Source organism: Nocardioides sp. Z13_37 (assembly GCF_058355585.1).
On sequence record NZ_JBZGDV010000003.1, the window covers coordinates 108,833 to 126,523 of the forward strand.

Below are 17,691 nucleotides of genomic sequence, written 5' to 3' on the forward strand. Positions count from 1 at the left end.
CGGATGTCACAGAACGGGTGCCTGCCGGCGTCTTGATGTCGACCGACCGACCTCAGGAGGACGACATGACCACCACCACCCGTGTCCCCGCCGCCGACATCTCCGGCGTCAGGGGATCGCTGATCAAGCGCTTCGCCCGCAAGACCCTCGGCACGGTGCCCACCTCGATCGGCGTCTACTGGCACAACCCGAGGGTGCTGACCGACATGGCCGCCGCCGGGCGCAGGGTCAAGAAGTGGGACACGTGCGACGAGCAGCTGAAGTCGTGGGCACACCTGGCGGTCGCCGCGAGGGTCGGCTGCAGCTGGTGCCTGGACTTCAACTACCTCGAGGCGCACCGCCGCGACCTCGACGTCACCAAGGCCCGCGAGATCCCCCGGTGGCGCGAGTCCGACGCCTTCACGTCCCTGGAGCGCGACGTGCTCGCCTACGCCGAGGCGATGACCGAGACCGAGCCGACCGTGACCGACGAGATGGTCGCCGCCCTCCGCACGCAGCTCGGCGACGCCGCCCTGGTGGAGCTGACCGCGGTCATCGCGTTCGCCAACTCCACCACCCGCGCGAACGTCGCGTTCGGGATCGAGTCCGACGGCTTCGCGGCCGCCTGCGGACTCCCGCCGCTCGCCCAGCGCCCGGCCGTAGGCTCCTGACCGTGTCCGAGGACCCGTTCGTCGCCCACCGCGGTCTGCTCTTCACCGTGGCCTACGAGATGCTCGGATCGGCGTCCGAGGCCGAGGACGTCGTGCAGGAGACCTGGATCCGATGGGACGCCATCGGGCCGGCAGCCCGCGCCGAGGCACGGGACCCGCGGGCGTTCCTGGTGCGGATGCTCACCCGCAAGGCGCTCGACCGGCTGCGGGCCAACGCGCGCCGACGCGAGGAGTACGTCGGCGAGTGGCTCCCCGAGCCGCTGCTGACCGCGCCGGACGTCGCCGACGACGTCGAGCTCGCGGAGAGCGTGTCGTACGCGATGCTGACGGTGCTCGAGACGCTCACCCCGACCGAGCGCGCCGTGTTCGTGCTGCGCGAGGTGTTCGACATGCCGTACGGCGAGATCGCCGGCGTCGTCGACAAGTCCGCGGCGGCGGTGCGCCAGATCGGGCACCGGGCCCGCGAGCACGTCGCGGCCCGGCGGCCGCGCAGGCAGGTGAGCCGGAGCGAGCAGGAGCAGGTCGTCGAACGCTTCCTCGCCGCGGTCGCGGGCGGCGACCTGCAGGCCCTGCTCGACGTCCTCGCCCCCGACGTGGTCCTCGTGGCGGACGGCGGCGGGATCGCCCAGGCGATCGCCCATCCGGTCGCGGGCGCCAAGAAGGTGGCGAACCTGCTGCGGGCGTTCCCGAAGCTCGGGGCGGGCGCCACCGTCGTGCCGGTCCCGCTCAACGGGTCCCCTGGCGTCAGGATCGTCGGGCTCGAGGACGGCCACGACACGGCGATCACCTTCCTCGTCGAGGACGGCCGGATCAGCCGGATCTATGCCGTGCGCAATCCCGCCAAGCTCGCCCGGATCGACGTCCCGGCGACGCTCACCCGCCGGTCGTAGCGTCCGACCGCACGACCTCGAGCCCCAGCCACTCCCCCAGCGCGGCGATCTCGGCCTCGACCCGCCGTCGGCGGGCCGCCGACCAGGTGCCGTCCTCGTGCACGGCGTCCACCACGAGCACGCCGGCGTCGCGCTCGGCGGTGGCGTCGACCTTGCCGACGAGCTCGTCGCCGTCGAGCACCGGCATCGCCCAGTAGCCCCACTGCCGCTTCGCTGCCGGCTTGTACATCTCCAGCTGGTAGTCGAAGGCGAACAGGTCCTCCATCCGCTTGCGGTCGAAGACCAGGCGGTCGAGCGGGGAGAGGATCGCCGTGCGTCCGGCGAAGTCGTCGAGGTCGGCCAGCAGGTCGGGGTCGACGCGCCACTGGCCGCGGACGCCCTCGACCCGCGCCGGCTCACCCGTGTCACGGACGTCGTAGCGCTCGTCCCACGCCTCGAGGGCGCGTGGCCGGGCGATGCCGAGCGCGCGGAGCCGCCGACGGGCGAGCGTGCGGTGCGCCTCCTCCACCGGCACCGCCGGGTCGCCGGGGTGGACCCGCTCGGCGAGGTCCCACCGCCGCTCCCTGCCCTCGCGCGAGGCGACGGCGACCTCGCCGCGTCCCTCCATGCACTCGAGGAGCTTCATCACGTTCTTGTCGTTGGTCCAGCCCGTCGAGCGCCACGGCACCTCGCAGGTGTCGGGCAGGTCGCGCGCGGGCGTCGGTCCCTCCGAGCGCAGCAGCGCGAGGATGTCGCGGCGGCAACCGTCGTTGGCGGCCACCCAGTCCGCGAGGTCCTCCTGCCACTCCTTCAGCGGCGGCTCCCCCGGCCAGGCGTCCATGTCGGCGCGCAGCAGGGCCACGTCCTCGCTGGGCACCAGCATGCCCCTGACCTCGACGAGCGCGCCGTCGCCGACGAGGTCCTCGAGGTCATCGGGATCGAAGGCACCACCCAGCCGGGTCCACAGCGCGAGCTCGGCGTGCGGTGCCACGACGCGGGTCAGGTCGACCTGGAGCGAGCCGAGGTGGCGCACCACGTCGAGCGCGTCGGTCGGCCGCGGCTCCGCGAGCAGCTGGGCGCGTACGGCGATGCGCCGAGCCTGCTGCCGCGTGAGCTCGTGACCGGTCCGCGCCCCCATGCGGCGATCCTAGGACGCCGGTGCGGGACGTTCGGGCCACACGCCCATGGCCCGAACGGGCCATTCCGTGCCCCAGATCGGGCATTCCGGGCACGTTCGGGTCCGCGAGCGCGGGTGCGGTGCCACCCTCGAGAGCATGTGGGACACCGTCGAGACCAGCTCGGTCCACCTCTCGCACGACCTCCCGTGCACCGGCTGCGGCCACGGCCGGCACACCTACCTGCCGTGCTCGGACACCTGCGACTGCGTCCACGGGCGTGACCGCACGCTCAGCAACGCCTGAGCGCCGTCCTCACCGCTCCCGGACCAGGCCGTCCCTCGTGCGCCGCGCGACCCGGCGCCGCACCTTCGACACCACGCCCTCCAGCGGCGGCGGGTTGCCGTCCTCGTCGAGCGCGTAGGACTCCACCTTGGCCAGCCGCGGACGCTCGTGGTCGTCGACGACCTCCCCGGTGACCCACCAGATGCGCAGGCTCGGCCCGGCCAGGTCGAGGAACGCCAGGTTGTTGTCGAACCACGGGCCCTCCGCGTAGGTCCACGTGAAGGGGGTGTCGGGGACCCGCGCCGACCTCGCTGCCAGCCGACCGACCGGACCGGCCACGCCGTAGGACAGCACGGCCGTCGCGAACCTCAGGCTGCGCGCGAGCGGGTTGCGCATCGGGGAGCAGACGGCCTGCAGGATCGTCGACCCCAGCTCCGGCCCGCCGTCGGCCGGACGCGCCTGGCTGACATAGCTGTGGTGCACGTCGCCGGAGAGGAACGTCACCGTGGACGGTGCCCGGCCCCTCTTGCCGGCCGCGACCTCCATCACCTGCCGGGCGACCTCCTGGAAGCTCGTCTGGAACGCCCCCCAGTGCTCGAGGTCGACCAGCTGGCGCGCCTTCTCCCCGAGTCGGCCGCCCCGCTCGCCCCACGCGCCGCGGGCGAGCGCCTCGCTGAACGCCTCGAGGTGGTGCAGCCCGCGGGCCAGCAGGAACGGCAACGACGTGCCGATGAGCAGGTGGTCGACGTCTCCGCGCAGCTGCTCGTCGAGCCATGCCGCCTCGGAGGGGTCGAGCATCGCCCGGTGGTCGGGGTCGAGCCGGCGGGCGGCCCGTGAGTCGACGACGACGAGCCGGGCCTGGGTGTCGTACTCGCGGGTGAAGCTCCAGCGGTAGGTCTGGGGCTGCTGGTCGACCCGCGCCGCGACGGCGTCGAGGAGCGGGCCGAGGTCCTGCTCGTCCTGGCCGCGGTGCGCCCGCACGAGGGCGTAGACCTCGTCGACCTCACGCTCGGCGGGCGAGAGGTTGCCGAGGTGCTGGTAGACCCAGTAGGACCCGAGGCCGGCCACGATGCGGCCGTGCCACCACGACGTGGCCTCCATCTCGCGGCGCCACTCCAGCGAGGTGTTCCAGTCGTCGCGGATGTCGTGGTCGTCGAAGATCATCGCGCTCGGCACGGTCGACAGCAGCCAGCGGTTGGCCGGGTCGGACCACGCGAGCCGGTAGAGGTGGGCGTACTCCTCGAAGTCCTGCAGCTCGGTCCACGGCGGCTCGTCGATGTCGCGGCGCGACTCGATGAACTCCCGCATGGCGTCGGTGGTGTCATCGGCGTAGACCTGGTCGCCCAGGAACAGCACCAGGTCGGGCAGCCGGTCCGGGGTGAGGTCCGGGTCGTCGGGATCGGCCGGCTCGACCTGGCCGGCCACGCGCAGCGCCCAGGCGCGCAGCGCGTCGACGCCGTGCGTGCGGTTGCCCTTCGCGTCGTGCGCCACCGACGTGCGGCACGAGCCGAACGCGAGGTGCAGGGGGCGGCCCGCCTCGAGGGTGGCGATCACGGGGTCGGGGAACGGCGACCCGACCGGTGGCCACACCTGCTCGCCGTCGACGGCGACGGTGTAGGCCTCGGTCGTGCCCGGCTCGAGACCGTCGAGCTCGACCAGCGCGTAGTGGTGGTCGTGGACCAGGAACGTCGGCGCGCTCGCAGTGGTGGCGCCGCGGACGACGGTGACCGTGCCGGGGGCCGCCGTCTCGACCCAGACCGATGCCGAGGTCTCGTCGACATAGCGCAGCAGCGGCCCCAGCAGGAGCCGGTCGTCGGGTCGGCTCACGGGCGCAGCAGCACCTTGATCGCGCGGCGCTCGTCCATCGCGCGGTAGCCCTCGGCCACCTCGGCCATCGGCAGCGTCAGGTCGAACACCTTCCCGGGGTCGATCGCGCCGGAGAGCACCCGCTCGAGCAGGTCGGGCAGGTAGCGGCGCACGGGAGCCATCCCGCCGGCGAGGCCGACGTTCTTCTGGAACATCCTGCGCACCGGCAGCTCCACGCCGTGCGGCACGCCCACGAAGCCCACGGTGGAGCCCGGCCGGGCCACCGTGAACGCGGTCCTCATCGCGCCGTCGGTGCCCACGCACTCCAGGACGGCGTCGGCGCCGATCCCCTCGGTGAGGTCGGCGATGCGGGCCTCCCCCTCCTCGCCGCGCTCGGCGACGACGTGGGTGGCGCCGAAGGCCCGGGCGATCTCCTGGCGGGGCTCGTGGCGCGACATCACCACGACCCGCTCGGCGCCCATCTGCGCGGCGGCCAGCACCCCGCAGAGCCCCACGGCGCCGTCACCGACGACCACCACGGTGTGGCCGGGCTGCACGCCTGCGGCGACGGCGGCGTGCCAGCCGGTGGCCATCACGTCGGAGAGCGCGAGCAGGGACGGGAGGAGGTCGTCGTCGGGCATCCCGTCGGTGGCGACCAGGCTGCCGTCGGCCTGGGTCACCCGGGCGTACTCCCCCTGCCCGCTCGAGGTGCCCCCGAGGTTGACGCACGCCGACTGCACGCCCGCGCGACAGTGGGCGCACGTGTTGTCGCAGTGGCAGAACGGCACGATGACGAAGTCGCCGACCTTGGTCCGCGAGACCTCCGAGCCGACCTCCTCGACGATGCCGATGCACTCGTGGCCGATCGTCGCCCCGGCCCGGATGTCGTTCTCGCCACGGTAGGGCCAGAGGTCCGAGCCGCAGATGCAGCCCGCGACCACCTTCACCACCGCGTCGGTGGGCGCCTCGATGCGCGGATCGGGCACCTCCTCGAAGCGGATGTCGCCGGGCGCATGGATCGTCGTTGCACGCATGGCGCGATCCTGCCACGCTCCCGAAGGGCCTCCCCCGCCCTTGGGAGGGGCCCGGATCGCGCCAACTGGCGTTATCTCATATCTGAGATACCGTGTTCGGCATGGCTGACTACAAGGGCCGCATCGGCAACCTCATCCGCGACGCCCGCAAGCACCGCGGGCTCACCCAGCACCAGCTGGCCGAGCTGCTCGGCACGAGTCAGAGCGCGATCAACCGCATCGAGAAGGGCCACCAGAACCTCTCCCTCGAGATGCTCGCCCGCATCGGCGCGGCGCTCGACTCCGAGATCGTCGCGCTCGGCGCCGGCCCCACCCACCTGCGGGTCGAGGGCCCGACCACGCTCTCCGGCTCGATCGACGTCAAGACCTCCAAGAACGCCGGCGTCGCGCTGCTGTGCGCCTCCCTGCTCAACCGCGGCCGTACGACGCTGCGCAAGGTCGCCCGGATCGAGGAGGTCAACCGCCTCCTCGAGGTGCTCAACTCGCTCGGCGTCGCCACCCGCTGGCTCAACGAGGACAACGACCTCGAGATCATCCCGCCGGCCGAGCTCAACCTCGCCGCGATCGACGAGGGCGCCGCACGCCGCACCCGCTCGGTGATCATGTTCCTCGGCCCGCTGCTCCACCGCACCGAGGAGTTCGAGCTGCCCTACGCCGGCGGCTGCAACCTGGGCGAGCGCACCGTCGAGCCGCACATGGCCGCCCTGCGCCCGTTCGGCCTCGACGTCAAGGCCACCGAGGGCGCCTACCACGCCAGCGTCAACCGCGCGATCGAGCCGGAGCGGCCCATCGTGCTCACCGAGCGCGGCGACTCGGTCACCGAGAACGCGCTCATGGCCGCCGCGCTCCACCCCGGCACGACCGTGATCCGCAACGCCTCGTCCAACTACATGGTCCAGGACCTGTGCTTCTACCTGCGCAAGCTCGGCGTGGAGGTCGAGGGCGTCGGCACCACCACCCTGCGCATCACCGGCCGCGCGTCGATCGACGTCGACGTCGACTACGCGCCGTCCGAGGACCCCATCGAGGCGATGTCGCTGCTCGCGGCCGCGATCGTCACCAAGTCAGAGATCACCATCCGCCGGGCGCCGATCGAGTTCCTCGAGCTCGAGCTGGCGATCCTCGAGGAGATGGGCTTCCGCTACGACCGCTCGCCGGAGTACGTCGCGCTCAACGGCGAGACCCGCCTGGTCGACCTCACCACGCACCCCTCGGAGCTGCGGGCGCCGCTCGACAAGATCCACCCGATGCCGTTCCCGGGGCTCAACATCGACAACCTGCCGTTCTTCGCGGTCATCGCGGCCGTCGCCGACGGCCAGACCCTGCTGCACGACTGGGTCTACGAGAACCGGGCGATCTACCTCACCGAGCTCAACAAGCTCGGCGCCCAGGTCAAGCTGCTCGACCCGCACCGGGTGCTCGTCGACGGCCCGACGCACTTCTCCGGTGCGGAGATCGTCTGCCCGCCCGCCCTGCGTCCCGCCGTCGTGCTGCTCATCGCGATGCTCGCCTCCAAGGGCCGCAGCGTGCTGCGCTCGACCTACGTCATCCACCGTGGCTACGAGGACCTGGCCGAGCGGCTCAACGAGCTGGGCGCCAACATCGAGACCTTCCGCGACATCTGAGCCGCCCGGCCCCCCTCGGCGTCAGCCGAAGAGGGTCTCCACCCAGGCCCGCGACACCTTGCCGGTGGTGGGCGGGGCGGTCATGTCGGCGGTGATGCGCGGGAGTGGCGCGGTGTGCTGGCCGCTGTTGCGGTGCCAGTCGTTCTCGGCCTCGACGAGCAGGCCGAGGTCGGCACGGGCGAGGAACACCCCGTGCCCCTCGGGGCACACGCTGACCTTCGCCTCGCCGTGGGTCCGCTCGGTCATCTCGACACCGCACTGGGGACACGTGATGCTCTCCATCCCTCGACGGTACCGCTGACCGCATACTTCTCGCGTGCGATCCCCCCGACCAGGCGTCCCGCCCTACCTCGACGCGCCCCGCCCGCTCGCCTTCGCCCACCGTGGTGGTGCCTACCACCCGGAGATCGAGGGCCTGGAGAACACGCTCACCGCCTTCACCCACGCGGTCGAGCTCGGCTACGCCTACCTGGAGACCGACGTCCACGTCACCAGCGACGGCGTGCTCCTGGCCTTCCACGACACGGTCCTGGACCGGGTGACCGACCGCACGGGCAGCATCGCGGAGTCGACCTACGCCGAGGTGCAGCGTGCGGTCGTCGGCGGCAGCGAGTCGGTGCCGACGCTCGCCGAGCTGTTCGACGCGTTCCCCACCACGCGGTTCAACGTCGACCTCAAGGCCGACGGTGCGGTGGAGGCGCTGGCGGAGTTCATCGAGGAGCGCGCCGCCTGGGACCGGGTGCTGGTCGGCTCGTTCTCGCGTCGCCGGCTCGAGGGGTTCCGCCGCCGCACGGGGGGCCGGGTGGCGACCTCGGCCCACCCCCTCGAGGTGGTCGCCTTCGTGCTCTCGCCCAGCGCCCGGCTCGCGCGGTGGCTCACGCGCGGGCGCCCGGTCGCGCTGCAGGTGCCGCACCACCGCGGCCGGGTGCTGGTGGTCTCGCGAGGGCTCGTCCGACGCGCGCACGCGGCCGGACTGCAGGTGCACGTGTGGACGATCGACGACCCGATCGAGATGAACGCCCTCCTCGACCGTGGTGTCGACGGCATCATGACCGATCGCACGGACATACTCAGGGACGTGCTCCGCGCCCGCGGACAGTGGAACGGACACGTGGAGGATCAGGCATGAGCAAGGTGGACGGCATCGCGGACCTGTCGCCGTTGGCGCAGGCCAAGGAGCAGCGGGCCTGGTACTTCTACGACTGGGCCAACAGCGCCTTCGCCACGACGGTGTCCGGCGTCCTCTTCGGGCCCTACCTGATCGCGGTCGCGAAGGAGGCCGCGGTCGACAACCGGGTCTCGGTGCTCGGGCTGTCGGTCGCCCCCGGCGCGCTGCCGGCCTACGTCATCACGTTCTCCACGCTCATCTCCGCCGTCGTGCTCCCCCTGCTCGGGGCCGTAGCCGACCGCACGTCGCGCAAGAAGGACCTGCTCGCCGGATTCGCGTGGGCCGGCGCGTTCTTCGCCGCGCTGTTGTTCTTCATGACCGGCGACAACTGGCAGCTCGGCGCGATCACGTTCATCCTGGCCAACCTGTGCTTCGCCGCCTCGGCGGTGGTCAACGACTCGATCCTGCCGATCATCTCCTCCGAGTCCGACCGCGACCGGGTCTCCTCGCGCGGCTGGGCCTACGGCTACGCCGGCGGTGGCCTGCTGCTCGCGGTCAACTTCGTGCTGGTGAGCCTCCACGACACCTTCGGCCTCACCGAGGGCATGGCCGTGCGGATCTCGCTGCTCTCCGCCGCCCTGTGGTGGGCCGCCTTCACCTTCATTCCCTACCGGGGGCTGCAGAACCACCCGCCGGTCCACGTCGAGCACGTCGAGGGAGGCGTCCTGCAGCGCAGCTTCGGCCAGCTCTGGATCACCCTCAAGGAGCTGCGCAACTATCCCGTCGCGCTGACGTTCCTGCTCGCCTACCTGTTCTTCAACGACGGCATCCAGACCGTGATCAGCCAAGCCTCCGTCTACGGCGTGGAGGAGCTCGGCTTCGCGCAGGGCACCATGCTCGGCGTCTACCTCCTGGTGCAGTTCGTCGCGGTCGGCGGGGCGCTGCTGTTCGGCCGCATCGCGGCGCGCCGTGGCGCGAAGAACACCATTCTCGGCGGCCTGGTCATCTGGATGGCCATCGTCACCGCCGGGCTGGTCATCCCCGAGAAGTCGCTCGTCCCCCTCCTGGTGCTCGGTGCTGCGATCGGGCTGGTCCTCGGCGGCACCCAGGCGCTGGCCCGCTCCTACTTCTCGCTGCTGATCCCCCGCGGCAAGGAGGCCGAGTTCTTCAGCTTCTACCACGCCATGGAGCGCGGCACGTCGTGGTTCGGCACGCTGGTGTTCGGCCTGGTCTACACCTTCACCGACTCCTACCGACCGGCGATCTTCGCGCTGATCGTGTTCTTCGTGGTGGGCGGCCTGCTGCTCATGCGCGTCGACACCGCCAAGGGCATCCGCGACGCGGGCAACGACGTGCCGGCGGTCATCTGACGCCCGGCCGGGCCCGCCCGGCGCCTCGTCGGGGCGCTGATCTGCAGGGCCCGGGACGCGCTCCACCCCTGGGGGTGCATTCCGTCACGCCTGAGCGTGGGGGGTGTCGCGGTAAATCCGCGGAATTGGAGCGACCCCGCTACCGTTGAAGATCGTAGGAGTTCGGTGCAGGCGAGCCGCGTCGTCACGAGCGGCGTCACCATCGAGGGTTCTGGCTCGTTGCACCGGAGAAGACCCGAACACAACACAACGGGTGTCAGCAATCCAATGGAGGTGGGCACGGTGGCGGAGCGCACACTACGTGGCGCACGACTCGGCGGCCAGAGTTTCGAGGACGAGCGCGGCATCGAGTTCGCCGCTCGCCAGCAGGTCGGTTACCGGTGCAAGCAGGGTCACGACTTCGAGGTGACGATGTCGGTCGAGGCCGACATCCCGGCGGTCTGGGAGTGCCCGCGCTGCGGCGCCGAGGCGCTGAGCACGGCGGGGATCCTCCCCGAGGAGAAGGTGGAGAAGCCCGCGCGCACGCACTGGGACATGCTCCTGGAGCGGCGCTCGGAGAAGGAGCTCGAGGACATCCTCAAGGAGCGTCTCGAGCTGCTGCGCGGAGGCGAGATCGGCCCCGCGCACCTGCACCGCGCCAACAAGAAGAAGCGGGTCAGCTGAGCGGCTGACGCGTCACTCGACGACGTCGCCCCGGACCACCGGGCCCTCGGGCCCCGGTCCGGGGCGAGTGTCGTTCCCGGGCCCGAACGGGCCGGGGGGGAAGCCGAAGCCCGGTGCGACCACGAGGCGTCGCTCGACGACCTTGGTGAGCAGCCGGCGCGCGACCGGTCGGGTGAAGGGCAGGATCAACACGATGCCCGCGATGTCGAGGACGAAGCCCGGGCTCAGCATCAACGTGCCGCCGATGAGGATCAGCGCACCGTCGGCGATCTCCTTGGCGGGCATGCGGCCGCTGTAGAGCGCCTCCCGGAGCGCGGCCCACGCCCGGGCGCCCTCGCGCCTGATCAGCCACGCGCCGAGCATGCTGTCGAGGACGAGCAGCACGATCGTCCACCAGGGGCCGACGAGCTGGCCGACCTCCAGGATGGCCCAGATCTCGACCAGGGGCACGACGACGAACGCGACGACCAGCAGCGGCCGCAGCCAGCGGCGCCGGGGCCGCGGGGACGTCGGGAACGGCTGGCTCATGCCCGCCCCCGCAGCCGGGACCACCGCTGCGACAGTCCCCACCGGGTGATCATCCGCAGCGACTCGCCGGCCACCTGGCCACTCATCTTGGAGTCGCCGCGCTCACGCTCGACGAAGTCGATCGGCACCTCGGTGACCCGGAAGCCACGCGACACGGTGCGATAGGCGAGATCGGTCTGGAACACGTATCCAGTAGACCTCACCGAGCCAAGGTCGATCGCCTCGAGCGTGGTGCGTCGGAACAGGCGGTAGCCGGCGGTGGCGTCCTTGACCCGCATCCCGAGCAGCAGCCGGACGTAGACATTGCCGCCCCGCGACAGCAGGAGGCGCCCCACCGGCCAGTTGACCACCGAGCCGCCCGGCACGTAGCGCGACCCGATCACCAGGCCGGCGGTGCGCAGCGCGTCGAGGAGTCGCCCGAGCTGCTCGGGCTGGTGGGACCCGTCGGCGTCCATCTCCCCGATGACGTCGTAGCCCGCCCGGAGCGCGACATCGAAGCCGTGCAGGTAGGCGGCCCCCAGCCCGGCCTTCTCGGTGCGGTGCACCACGCTGACGGCCGGGTCCGCGGCGGCCAGCCGGTCGGCGAGCTCGCCGGTGCCGTCGGGGCTGTTGTCGTCGACCACCATGACGTCGACGCCGGGCTGCGCGGCCCGGAGCCGGCCCACGATCCACTCGAGGTTCTCCGACTCGTTGTAGGTCGGCACGACCATCACGCAGCGGCCGAGTCCGTCGACGCTCACGCGTGCGCACCTCACTCCGGGGCTCAGGGGCTCGCCGGGGTCTCCGGGCGAGGGTCGGCGACGCGGTCACGCTGCCGGCGACGACGATAGGCGATGAGGACCACGACCGTGTGGAGGAGCAGGAACGCGAGCGCGAGTCGGGCGGGCCAGACGCCGAACCGGACCGCGGGGGTGATCGTCGTGCTGAGGCCGACCTCCTCCACCAGCACCTCCTGGCCGCGCGCGGGCACCGAGGCGACCACGGTGCCGTCGGGGCGCACGACGCCGGAGATGCCGTTGATCGCGGCCACCACGACCCAGCGGCCGGTCTCCTGGGCGCGCAGCCGGCTGATCTCGAACTGCTGGGCGAGCTGACCGGTGCGGCTGAACATCGCGTTGCTGGTCTGCACGGTCACCAGGTCGGCGCCGCGGGCCACCTGGCCGGCGATGCCCTCGTCGTAGGCGACGTCGAAGCAGATCGCGTCGGCGACGCGGACGTCGCCCACCCGCATCGGCTCCAGGCTCGTGCCGCGCACCATGTCGCGGCCCACCTCGGTGAGCCGGCCGTAGGACGAGGGCATCCAGCTGCTGCCCCGGAAGGGGATGTACTCGCCGTAGGGCACCGGGTGCCGCTTGGTGTAGCGGTCACCACTCCCGAGGCCGGGCTGGTAGACGATGCCCTGGTTGAGCACCTGGGTGTCGTCGAGCGGGTTGCTGTTGGTGCCGCCCACGATGATCGGCACGTCGATGGCGTCGGAGGCGGCGACGATCTCGCCGTGCACCTCGGTGTCGAGGAACGGGTCGACGGCCGTCGAGTTCTCCGGCCACACGACGAAGTCGGGCCGGGGCTGGTCCCCCGCCGCGACCGCGTCGGCGAGCTCGCGGGTGAGGCGGGCGTGGTCGGCGGTGACCTGACGGTGCACCGCCGGGACGTTGAGACCGGTGCCCGGGACGTCGCCCTGGACGGCGGCGACCGTGGCGCTGCCGGTGCGCTCGAGGGGGTAGGGCACGAGCGCCGGGGCCAGGGTGACCACGACCAGCGCAGCCACCGCGGCGTACGTCGCGCGCGACGGGGAGCGCAGCTGCAGGACCACCCAGGCCAGCGTGGTGCCGGTGAGCGCGACGAGGAGGCTCACCCCGGTCATCCCGATCCACGGCAGGGCGTCGGCCCACGGCGTGTCGGCGGTCGCGAACACCAGCCGGCCGAAGGGCATGCCGCTGAAGGGGAAGCCGCTGCGCAGCGTCTCGATGCCGACCCACCACAGGGCGGCGAGCGCCGGCCAGGCGCGCACCCGCATGCTCCACGCGAGCCCCACGCCGAGTGGGATGAAGAACGCCGACTCCATGGCGCACATCGCGATCCAGGCGTCGGTGCCGACCGAGCGCATCCACACCATCACCGCGAACGTGAACGCCACACCGAACGCGAGGCTGGGCACCCAGGCACGACGCGGCGACAGGCCGCGTACGCACAGCACCAGCACCGCGATGGCTGGAGGCATCAGCCACGCGTAGCCGATCGGCTCGAACGCGGCTGCCAGGACGAGGCCGCCGGCGAAGGCGATGAGGACGCGGAGCGGCACGCAAAGACCGTAGCCGACGGCTGATCGCCTGCAGCGGTGCGGGAGGGACCCTGGGGCTTCGGACCAACGCGCACCCGCCTGGCTGACGCGTGCACGAAGTTGTCTACGGCCCCGGGACCCCTCCCGCATCCAGCCCCCGCGGGACGCCGTCGACGAGTCGACGGACGGAGGGCATCGCTGGCGTCACGTACCCCACGTTCGTCTCCCTTCTGCCGAAGGCGCCACCCGCGAGCTGCACAGGCGGACCCCGAAACCCTCCCCCGCGCGCGAGGGGGGTGTCAACACGGTCCTGACCTGCGCGAACGTGTGTTCTCGCAGGTCACGCGAGGGTGCTGCCGCGCAAACTCGCGAGACAAATTTCGAGGTTCTCGGCGTGTCGGCGCATGACACGCCGATTCGTGTGCCTAGGCCTGCGCGGCAGGGGGGACGACGACCGTGCCCGTGGCGGTCGTGGCGACGACCGGCGGGTCGAGCACCTCGGCGCGGCCCGGCGCGTCCGGGGTCGGCGCGCCCCGCCCCACGATGTTCACCGTGAAGTCCATCACCCGACTGCGGGTGCCCTCGCGCACCAGCGTCGCGGTGACCTGGACTACGTCGCCGGCCCGGACCGGGGCCCGGAACTGGACGTCGGAGTAGGAGGCGAACAACCCCTCGTCGCCGTCGAGGACGATGCACATCTCGGTGGCCACGTCGCCGAAGAGGCCGAGGCTGTAGGCCCCGTCGACGAGGTTGCCGGCGTAGTGGGCGTGGGAGTAGGGGACGTAGCGGCGGTGGGTGACGACCGTGCCGACCCGGCTCGCGACGGACTCGCTCATGAGGCCTTCTCCTTCTCGTCCTGCTGGGTGCCCGGGCGGGGGCCGGTGAGCCGGTGGACGATGAACGACGCGACCTCGCCGGGCGTGGTGCCCCGGCCGAAGACGCGGTCGACGCCGAGCTCGCCTGCCATGGTCTCGTCGAAGCGGGGTCCGCCCACCACGAGCAGCGGGCGCTGCGCGGCCGGGTAGGCCTCGCGGAACGCCGCCGACATCTCCCGGGTGTTGAGCAGGTGGGCGTCGCGCTGCGTCACGACCTGCGAGACCAGCACGGCGTCGGCCTTCTCCTCGTGCGCGGCCTCGACGAGCTGCGGGACGGAGACCTGGGCGCCGAGGTTCACGACCTTGAGCTCGCGGTAGTACTCCAGGCCCTTCTCCCCCGCGAACCCCTTGATGTTGAGGATCGCGTCGATGCCGACGGTGTGGGCGTCGGTGCCGATGCACCCGCCGACGACCACCAGGCGGCGGCGCAGCGAGCGCTTGATCGCGGCGTTGGCCTCCTTGGGGGTCAGCAGCGGGTAGTCGCGCTCGACGACCTCCACCGTGCTGGGGTCCACGAGGTGGTTGACGCGGCCGTAGACGACGAAGAACGTGAACCCCTCCCCCATCGGCTTGGCGTGGACGACCAGGGCCGGGTCCATGCCCATCTTGTTGGCGAGCTGCACCGCCGCGCCCTCGGCGACCTTGGAGTGCGCGATCGGCAGCGTGAACGACAGCTGCACCATGCCGTCACCCGTGGTGTCGCCGTACGGCCGGATCAGGCTCATGGACGTACTCGCTTCGCTCCGTGCGCCCATGAGGCACAAGGGGCACTGTGCTCGCTGATGCGCTCGCTGCGCTCGCTCATCGTTGCGCTCCTTCGAGGATCTCGGTCGCCGGGTTGTAGTAGTCGGCCGCCTTGCGGGCCACGCCCTCGAGGCCCTTGCCCTTGTCGGCCGGGCGCTTCATCAGGCCGAACGTGCCGTCCGCGATGGCGGAGAGCAGCGGCGGCTGGCCCGGAACGCTGCGGTCGGCCTTGATCTCCTCGAGCAGGCCGATGGCCTCCCCGAGCACCTCGCGCGCCCTCCCGGCGATGAAGCCGTCGGGCGCCGGGCGGAAGTCCTCGTGCAGGTTGCCGGCCGCGTTCATGACGTAGCGGACGTTCTGCAGGGCCAGGTCGCGGTCGGAGATCCACGGGGTGACGACCGCCTCGGTCATCATGCCCACGAGCAGGATCCCCTGGCCGGTGAGGGCGCCGACGAGGTTGAAGAAGCCGTCGAGCAGGTAGCCCTTGAAGATGTCGCCGGTCATGTGGCGCGTCGGGGGCATCCACTTCAACGGCGCGTCGGGGAACAGGTCGCGCGCGAGCATGGCGTGGGCCAGCTCGAGGCGGAACGAGTCGGGGACGGCCGGGTCGATCTCGAAGGCGTGGCCCAGGCCGAGCTGCCAGTCCTCGAGGCCCGCCTCCTTGGCGAAGTACTCGTTGAGCAGCTGGCTGGTGGTCACGGTGTGCGCGGCCTCGACGGCGTCGGCCGTGGTGAGGTAGTTGTCCTCGCCCGTGTTGATGATGATGCCCGCCCGGGCGTGGACCTGCCGGCTGAAGCGCTGGTCGACGAAGGTGCGGATCGGGTTGATGTCGCGGAAGAGGATCCCGTACATCGAGTCGTTGAGCATCATGTCGAGCCGCTCGAGGCCGGCGAGCGCCGCGATCTCGGGCATGCACAGGCCGGAGGCGTAGTTGGTGAGCCGGACGTAGCGGCCGAGCTCCCGCGACGTCTCGTCGAGCGCGGCTCGCATCAGCCGGAAGTTCTCCTGGGTGGCGTAGGTGCCCGCGAACCCCTCACGCGTCGCGCCCTCGGGCACGAAGTCGAGCAGCGACTGCCCGGTGGAGCGGATCACCGCGATGACGTCGGCGCCCTCACGGGCCGCGGCCTGGGCCTGCGGGATGTCCTCGTGGATGTCGCCCGTGGCGACGATGAGGTAGATCCACGGCTTGCTGGGCGCGTCGCCGACCCGCGCGATCATCCGCTCGCGCGCCACCCGCTGCCGGTCGACCTGCTTGATGCCGGCGCCGACCGCCTTGCGCGCCGCGGCGCGCGCCCTGGTGGCGTCCTTGCCCTCCGGGACCCGGAAGGTCACCGAGCCGGCGGCCGCCTTCTGGGCGAGGGTGAGCAGGTCGTCGCCCTCACCGCGCAGCAGCGCGTCCCACACGGGCGCGCTGACGCCGTGCTCGAGGCCGGTGTCGGCGCGTACGGCGTCGGCGAGCCGGTTGACCCACGGGGTGCCGTCGGGGTCGGCCCCGCCGAGCCCGGCGAGGCGCAGCGTGGCGCGCTCGACGCTCACCGTGGTGTGGCGCTGGGCGAGGTCGACGATGGGCTTGCCGACCTGGCGCGCGAGGGTGCGCGCGCGGCGCACCTCGGCGCGGTCGAGGCCGAGCCGGCCGGTCGTGGACGCCATCAGAGCCTCCGCTCGAACAGGGCGCGGACGCCGGCGTCGCCGCGCAGCAGGTCCATGGCGAGCGCGGCATGGCCCGGGACGTAGCCGTTGCCGACCAGCATCCGCACGTCGGCCGCCAGGCCCTCCGCGCCCAGGGCGGCGGCGCTGAAGCTGGTGGCCATGGAGAAGAAGATCACCGTGCCGCCCTCGGCGGTCGACAGGATCGCGCCGCCCTCGCACCCGGGCACGTCGACGCAGACGACGGTGACGTCGGCCGGGCCGCCGCCGGCCGCCACGACAGCGTCGCGCAGGGCGATCGGGTCGCGGGCGTCCGCGAGCGCCACCGCGTCGGCGAGGCCGGCGTCGGTGAGCAGGTCGTGCTCGCCCTGGTGGGGCACGACGCCGACGGTGCGACCTGCGCCGGCCGCGCGGGCGGCGGCCAGGCTCAGCGAGCCGGACTTGCCCGCGCCACCGATCACGGCCACGGTCGGCGCCTGCCCGCGGGCGACGTACTCCTCGACGACGCGGGCGGTGAGTGCCGGGGCCCCGCAGACGTCCATCACGCTGAGCGAGAGGGCGGGGTCGAGGTCGTCGGGGATGACGGCGGCGATCGAGCGCCCGAAGAGCACGGCGTAGCCGTCGCAGGGCACCTGCTCGCTGCGCCCGTCCCAGCCGGCGAGGCCGTCCTCGATGACGAGGGGAGTCAGCGTGAGGCTGACCAGCGTGGCGATGCGGTCGCCCACCGACAGGCCGAGCGGCGACTCGGGCCCGACCTCCTCGACGGTGCCGACGAGCATGCCGCCGGAGCCGGTCTCGGGGTTCTGCATCTTGCCGCGGGTGGCGACGATGTCGCGCACCTCCGCGCGCACGGCGTCGCCGTCGCCGGCGTGCCTGCGCTCGAGCTGGCGGAACGAGGCCGCGTCGAGGTTGAGCCGCTCGACGCGCACGCGCACCTCGTCGGGCCAGAGCTCGGCGCGGGTGTCGAGGCGCTCGGCCGCCTGCGGCAGCACCGTCCGCTCGTCGAGCACCCGGTGGAGGCCGGTGGGGTCACTGGTGCGGACGTCCGCCTGGATGTCCGAGGAGGTGTTCATGCAGGGCATCCTTCTACG

Annotated in this window: 18 protein-coding genes; 7 read left to right on the plus strand and 11 right to left on the minus strand. The window is 72.1% G+C overall.

Annotated elements, in window-relative coordinates; genetic code table 11:
* The first annotated feature begins 65 nt into the window (after positions 1–65).
* Together AC4H2S_RS10145 and AC4H2S_RS10150 are read left to right on the plus strand one after the other, a co-directional pair.
* Positions 66–650: a carboxymuconolactone decarboxylase family protein gene (locus tag AC4H2S_RS10145; protein ID WP_491496854.1), complete on the plus strand. Its 585-nt coding sequence runs from the start codon at positions 66–68 to the stop codon at positions 648–650.
* Positions 651–652: 2 nt separating this feature from the next.
* A complete protein-coding gene (locus tag AC4H2S_RS10150) occupies positions 653–1,540 on the plus strand; it encodes an RNA polymerase sigma-70 factor (protein WP_491496855.1) in 888 nt (295 codons plus the stop codon).
* Here the strand turns inward: AC4H2S_RS10150 and AC4H2S_RS10155 are convergent.
* Positions 1,524–2,657 (minus strand): DNA glycosylase AlkZ-like family protein, encoded by a 1,134-nt coding sequence (locus AC4H2S_RS10155; protein WP_491496856.1) that lies wholly within the window; start codon positions 2,655–2,657, stop codon positions 1,524–1,526. The two genes, AC4H2S_RS10150 and AC4H2S_RS10155, sit on opposite strands and share 17 nt — an antisense overlap.
* A 136-nt stretch (positions 2,658–2,793) precedes the next feature.
* Between AC4H2S_RS10155 and AC4H2S_RS10160 the strand changes: the two genes are divergently transcribed.
* Positions 2,794–2,940 (plus strand): hypothetical protein, encoded by a 147-nt coding sequence (locus tag AC4H2S_RS10160; RefSeq protein WP_491496857.1) that lies wholly within the window; start codon positions 2,794–2,796, stop codon positions 2,938–2,940.
* Between the two features lie 9 nt (positions 2,941–2,949).
* Here AC4H2S_RS10160 and AC4H2S_RS10165 read toward each other — a convergent pair whose 3' ends face one another.
* Both AC4H2S_RS10165 and AC4H2S_RS10170 read right to left on the minus strand, forming a co-directional pair.
* Entirely contained in the window at positions 2,950–4,746 is a 1,797-nt protein-coding gene (locus tag AC4H2S_RS10165) for an alkaline phosphatase D family protein (protein ID WP_491496858.1), read from the minus strand.
* Complete coding sequence (locus AC4H2S_RS10170; RefSeq protein ID WP_491496859.1) at positions 4,743–5,759, minus strand: zinc-dependent alcohol dehydrogenase family protein; 1,017 nt, start codon at positions 5,757–5,759, stop codon at positions 4,743–4,745. The genes AC4H2S_RS10165 and AC4H2S_RS10170 overlap by 4 nt, the downstream gene beginning before the upstream one ends.
* 101 nt (positions 5,760–5,860) lie before the next feature.
* On the opposite strand from AC4H2S_RS10170, the gene AC4H2S_RS10175 reads away from it, so the two are divergent.
* The gene (locus AC4H2S_RS10175) at positions 5,861–7,384 is read left to right on the plus strand and encodes a helix-turn-helix domain-containing protein (protein ID WP_491496860.1); all 1,524 of its coding nucleotides are present in this window, start codon (positions 5,861–5,863) and stop codon (positions 7,382–7,384) included.
* 21 nt (positions 7,385–7,405) lie between these two features.
* Here AC4H2S_RS10175 and AC4H2S_RS10180 read toward each other — a convergent pair whose 3' ends face one another.
* Complete coding sequence (locus AC4H2S_RS10180; RefSeq protein ID WP_491496861.1) at positions 7,406–7,666, minus strand: zf-TFIIB domain-containing protein; 261 nt, start codon at positions 7,664–7,666, stop codon at positions 7,406–7,408.
* Positions 7,667–7,700: 34 nt separating this feature from the next.
* On the opposite strand from AC4H2S_RS10180, the gene AC4H2S_RS10185 reads away from it, so the two are divergent.
* From AC4H2S_RS10185 to AC4H2S_RS10195, 3 genes are all read left to right on the plus strand, one after another.
* Positions 7,701–8,513: a glycerophosphodiester phosphodiesterase family protein gene (locus AC4H2S_RS10185; RefSeq protein ID WP_491496862.1), complete on the plus strand. Its 813-nt coding sequence runs from the start codon at positions 7,701–7,703 to the stop codon at positions 8,511–8,513.
* The gene (locus AC4H2S_RS10190) at positions 8,510–9,862 is read left to right on the plus strand and encodes an MFS transporter (protein WP_491496863.1); all 1,353 of its coding nucleotides are present in this window, start codon (positions 8,510–8,512) and stop codon (positions 9,860–9,862) included. Before AC4H2S_RS10185 ends, AC4H2S_RS10190 begins: the two co-directional genes overlap by 4 nt.
* A 282-nt stretch (positions 9,863–10,144) precedes the next feature.
* Positions 10,145–10,525, plus strand: coding sequence for an RNA polymerase-binding protein RbpA (locus tag AC4H2S_RS10195; RefSeq protein ID WP_129454004.1), 381 nt, complete (start codon positions 10,145–10,147; stop codon positions 10,523–10,525).
* A 12-nt stretch (positions 10,526–10,537) separates the two neighbouring features.
* Here AC4H2S_RS10195 and AC4H2S_RS10200 read toward each other — a convergent pair whose 3' ends face one another.
* From AC4H2S_RS10200 to kdd, 7 genes are all read right to left on the minus strand, one after another.
* Positions 10,538–11,053, minus strand: coding sequence for an FxsA family protein (locus AC4H2S_RS10200; protein WP_491496864.1), 516 nt, complete (start codon positions 11,051–11,053; stop codon positions 10,538–10,540).
* Entirely contained in the window at positions 11,050–11,793 is a 744-nt protein-coding gene (locus tag AC4H2S_RS10205; RefSeq protein WP_491496865.1) for a polyprenol monophosphomannose synthase, read from the minus strand. The genes AC4H2S_RS10200 and AC4H2S_RS10205 overlap by 4 nt, the downstream gene beginning before the upstream one ends.
* A 23-nt stretch (positions 11,794–11,816) precedes the next feature.
* Positions 11,817–13,355: an apolipoprotein N-acyltransferase gene (gene lnt, locus AC4H2S_RS10210; protein WP_491496866.1), complete on the minus strand. Its 1,539-nt coding sequence runs from the start codon at positions 13,353–13,355 to the stop codon at positions 11,817–11,819.
* 404 nt (positions 13,356–13,759) lie between these two features.
* Positions 13,760–14,170 carry a 3-aminobutyryl-CoA ammonia lyase gene (gene kal / locus AC4H2S_RS10215; RefSeq protein ID WP_491496867.1) on the minus strand — a complete coding sequence of 137 codons (411 nt, stop codon included), beginning with the start codon at positions 14,168–14,170 and terminating at the stop codon, positions 13,760–13,762.
* Positions 14,167–14,934 carry a lysine 5,6-aminomutase subunit beta gene (gene kamE / locus AC4H2S_RS10220; RefSeq protein ID WP_491496868.1) on the minus strand — a complete coding sequence of 256 codons (768 nt, stop codon included), beginning with the start codon at positions 14,932–14,934 and terminating at the stop codon, positions 14,167–14,169. The genes kal and kamE overlap by 4 nt, the downstream gene beginning before the upstream one ends.
* Before the next feature lie 76 nt (positions 14,935–15,010).
* A complete protein-coding gene (gene kamD, locus AC4H2S_RS10225) occupies positions 15,011–16,603 on the minus strand; it encodes a lysine 5,6-aminomutase subunit alpha (RefSeq protein WP_491496869.1) in 1,593 nt (530 codons plus the stop codon).
* On the minus strand, positions 16,603–17,673 hold the full coding sequence (gene kdd / locus AC4H2S_RS10230) for an L-erythro-3,5-diaminohexanoate dehydrogenase (protein WP_491496870.1): 1,071 nt from the start codon (positions 17,671–17,673) through the stop codon (positions 16,603–16,605). Before kdd ends, kamD begins: the two co-directional genes overlap by 1 nt.
* Positions 17,674–17,691: the final 18 nt, after the last annotated feature.

Coding starts and splice junctions, on each gene's coding strand:
- AC4H2S_RS10145 (WP_491496854.1), top strand. CDS start 66: ATGACCACCACCACCCGTGTCCCCGCCGCCGACATCTCCGGCGTCAGG.
- AC4H2S_RS10155 (WP_491496856.1), bottom strand. CDS start 2,657: ATGGGGGCGCGGACCGGTCACGAGCTCACGCGGCAGCAGGCTCGGCGC.
- AC4H2S_RS10160 (WP_491496857.1), top strand. CDS start 2,794: ATGTGGGACACCGTCGAGACCAGCTCGGTCCACCTCTCGCACGACCTC.
- AC4H2S_RS10170 (WP_491496859.1), bottom strand. CDS start 5,759: ATGCGTGCAACGACGATCCATGCGCCCGGCGACATCCGCTTCGAGGAG.
- AC4H2S_RS10175 (WP_491496860.1), top strand. CDS start 5,861: ATGGCTGACTACAAGGGCCGCATCGGCAACCTCATCCGCGACGCCCGC.
- AC4H2S_RS10180 (WP_491496861.1), bottom strand. CDS start 7,666: ATGGAGAGCATCACGTGTCCCCAGTGCGGTGTCGAGATGACCGAGCGG.
- AC4H2S_RS10190 (WP_491496863.1), top strand. CDS start 8,510: ATGAGCAAGGTGGACGGCATCGCGGACCTGTCGCCGTTGGCGCAGGCC.
- AC4H2S_RS10200 (WP_491496864.1), bottom strand. CDS start 11,053: ATGAGCCAGCCGTTCCCGACGTCCCCGCGGCCCCGGCGCCGCTGGCTG.
- kal (WP_491496867.1), bottom strand. CDS start 14,170: ATGAGCGAGTCCGTCGCGAGCCGGGTCGGCACGGTCGTCACCCACCGC.
- kamE (WP_491496868.1), bottom strand. CDS start 14,934: ATGAGCCTGATCCGGCCGTACGGCGACACCACGGGTGACGGCATGGTG.
- kamD (WP_491496869.1), bottom strand. CDS start 16,603: ATGGCGTCCACGACCGGCCGGCTCGGCCTCGACCGCGCCGAGGTGCGC.
- kdd (WP_491496870.1), bottom strand. CDS start 17,673: ATGAACACCTCCTCGGACATCCAGGCGGACGTCCGCACCAGTGACCCC.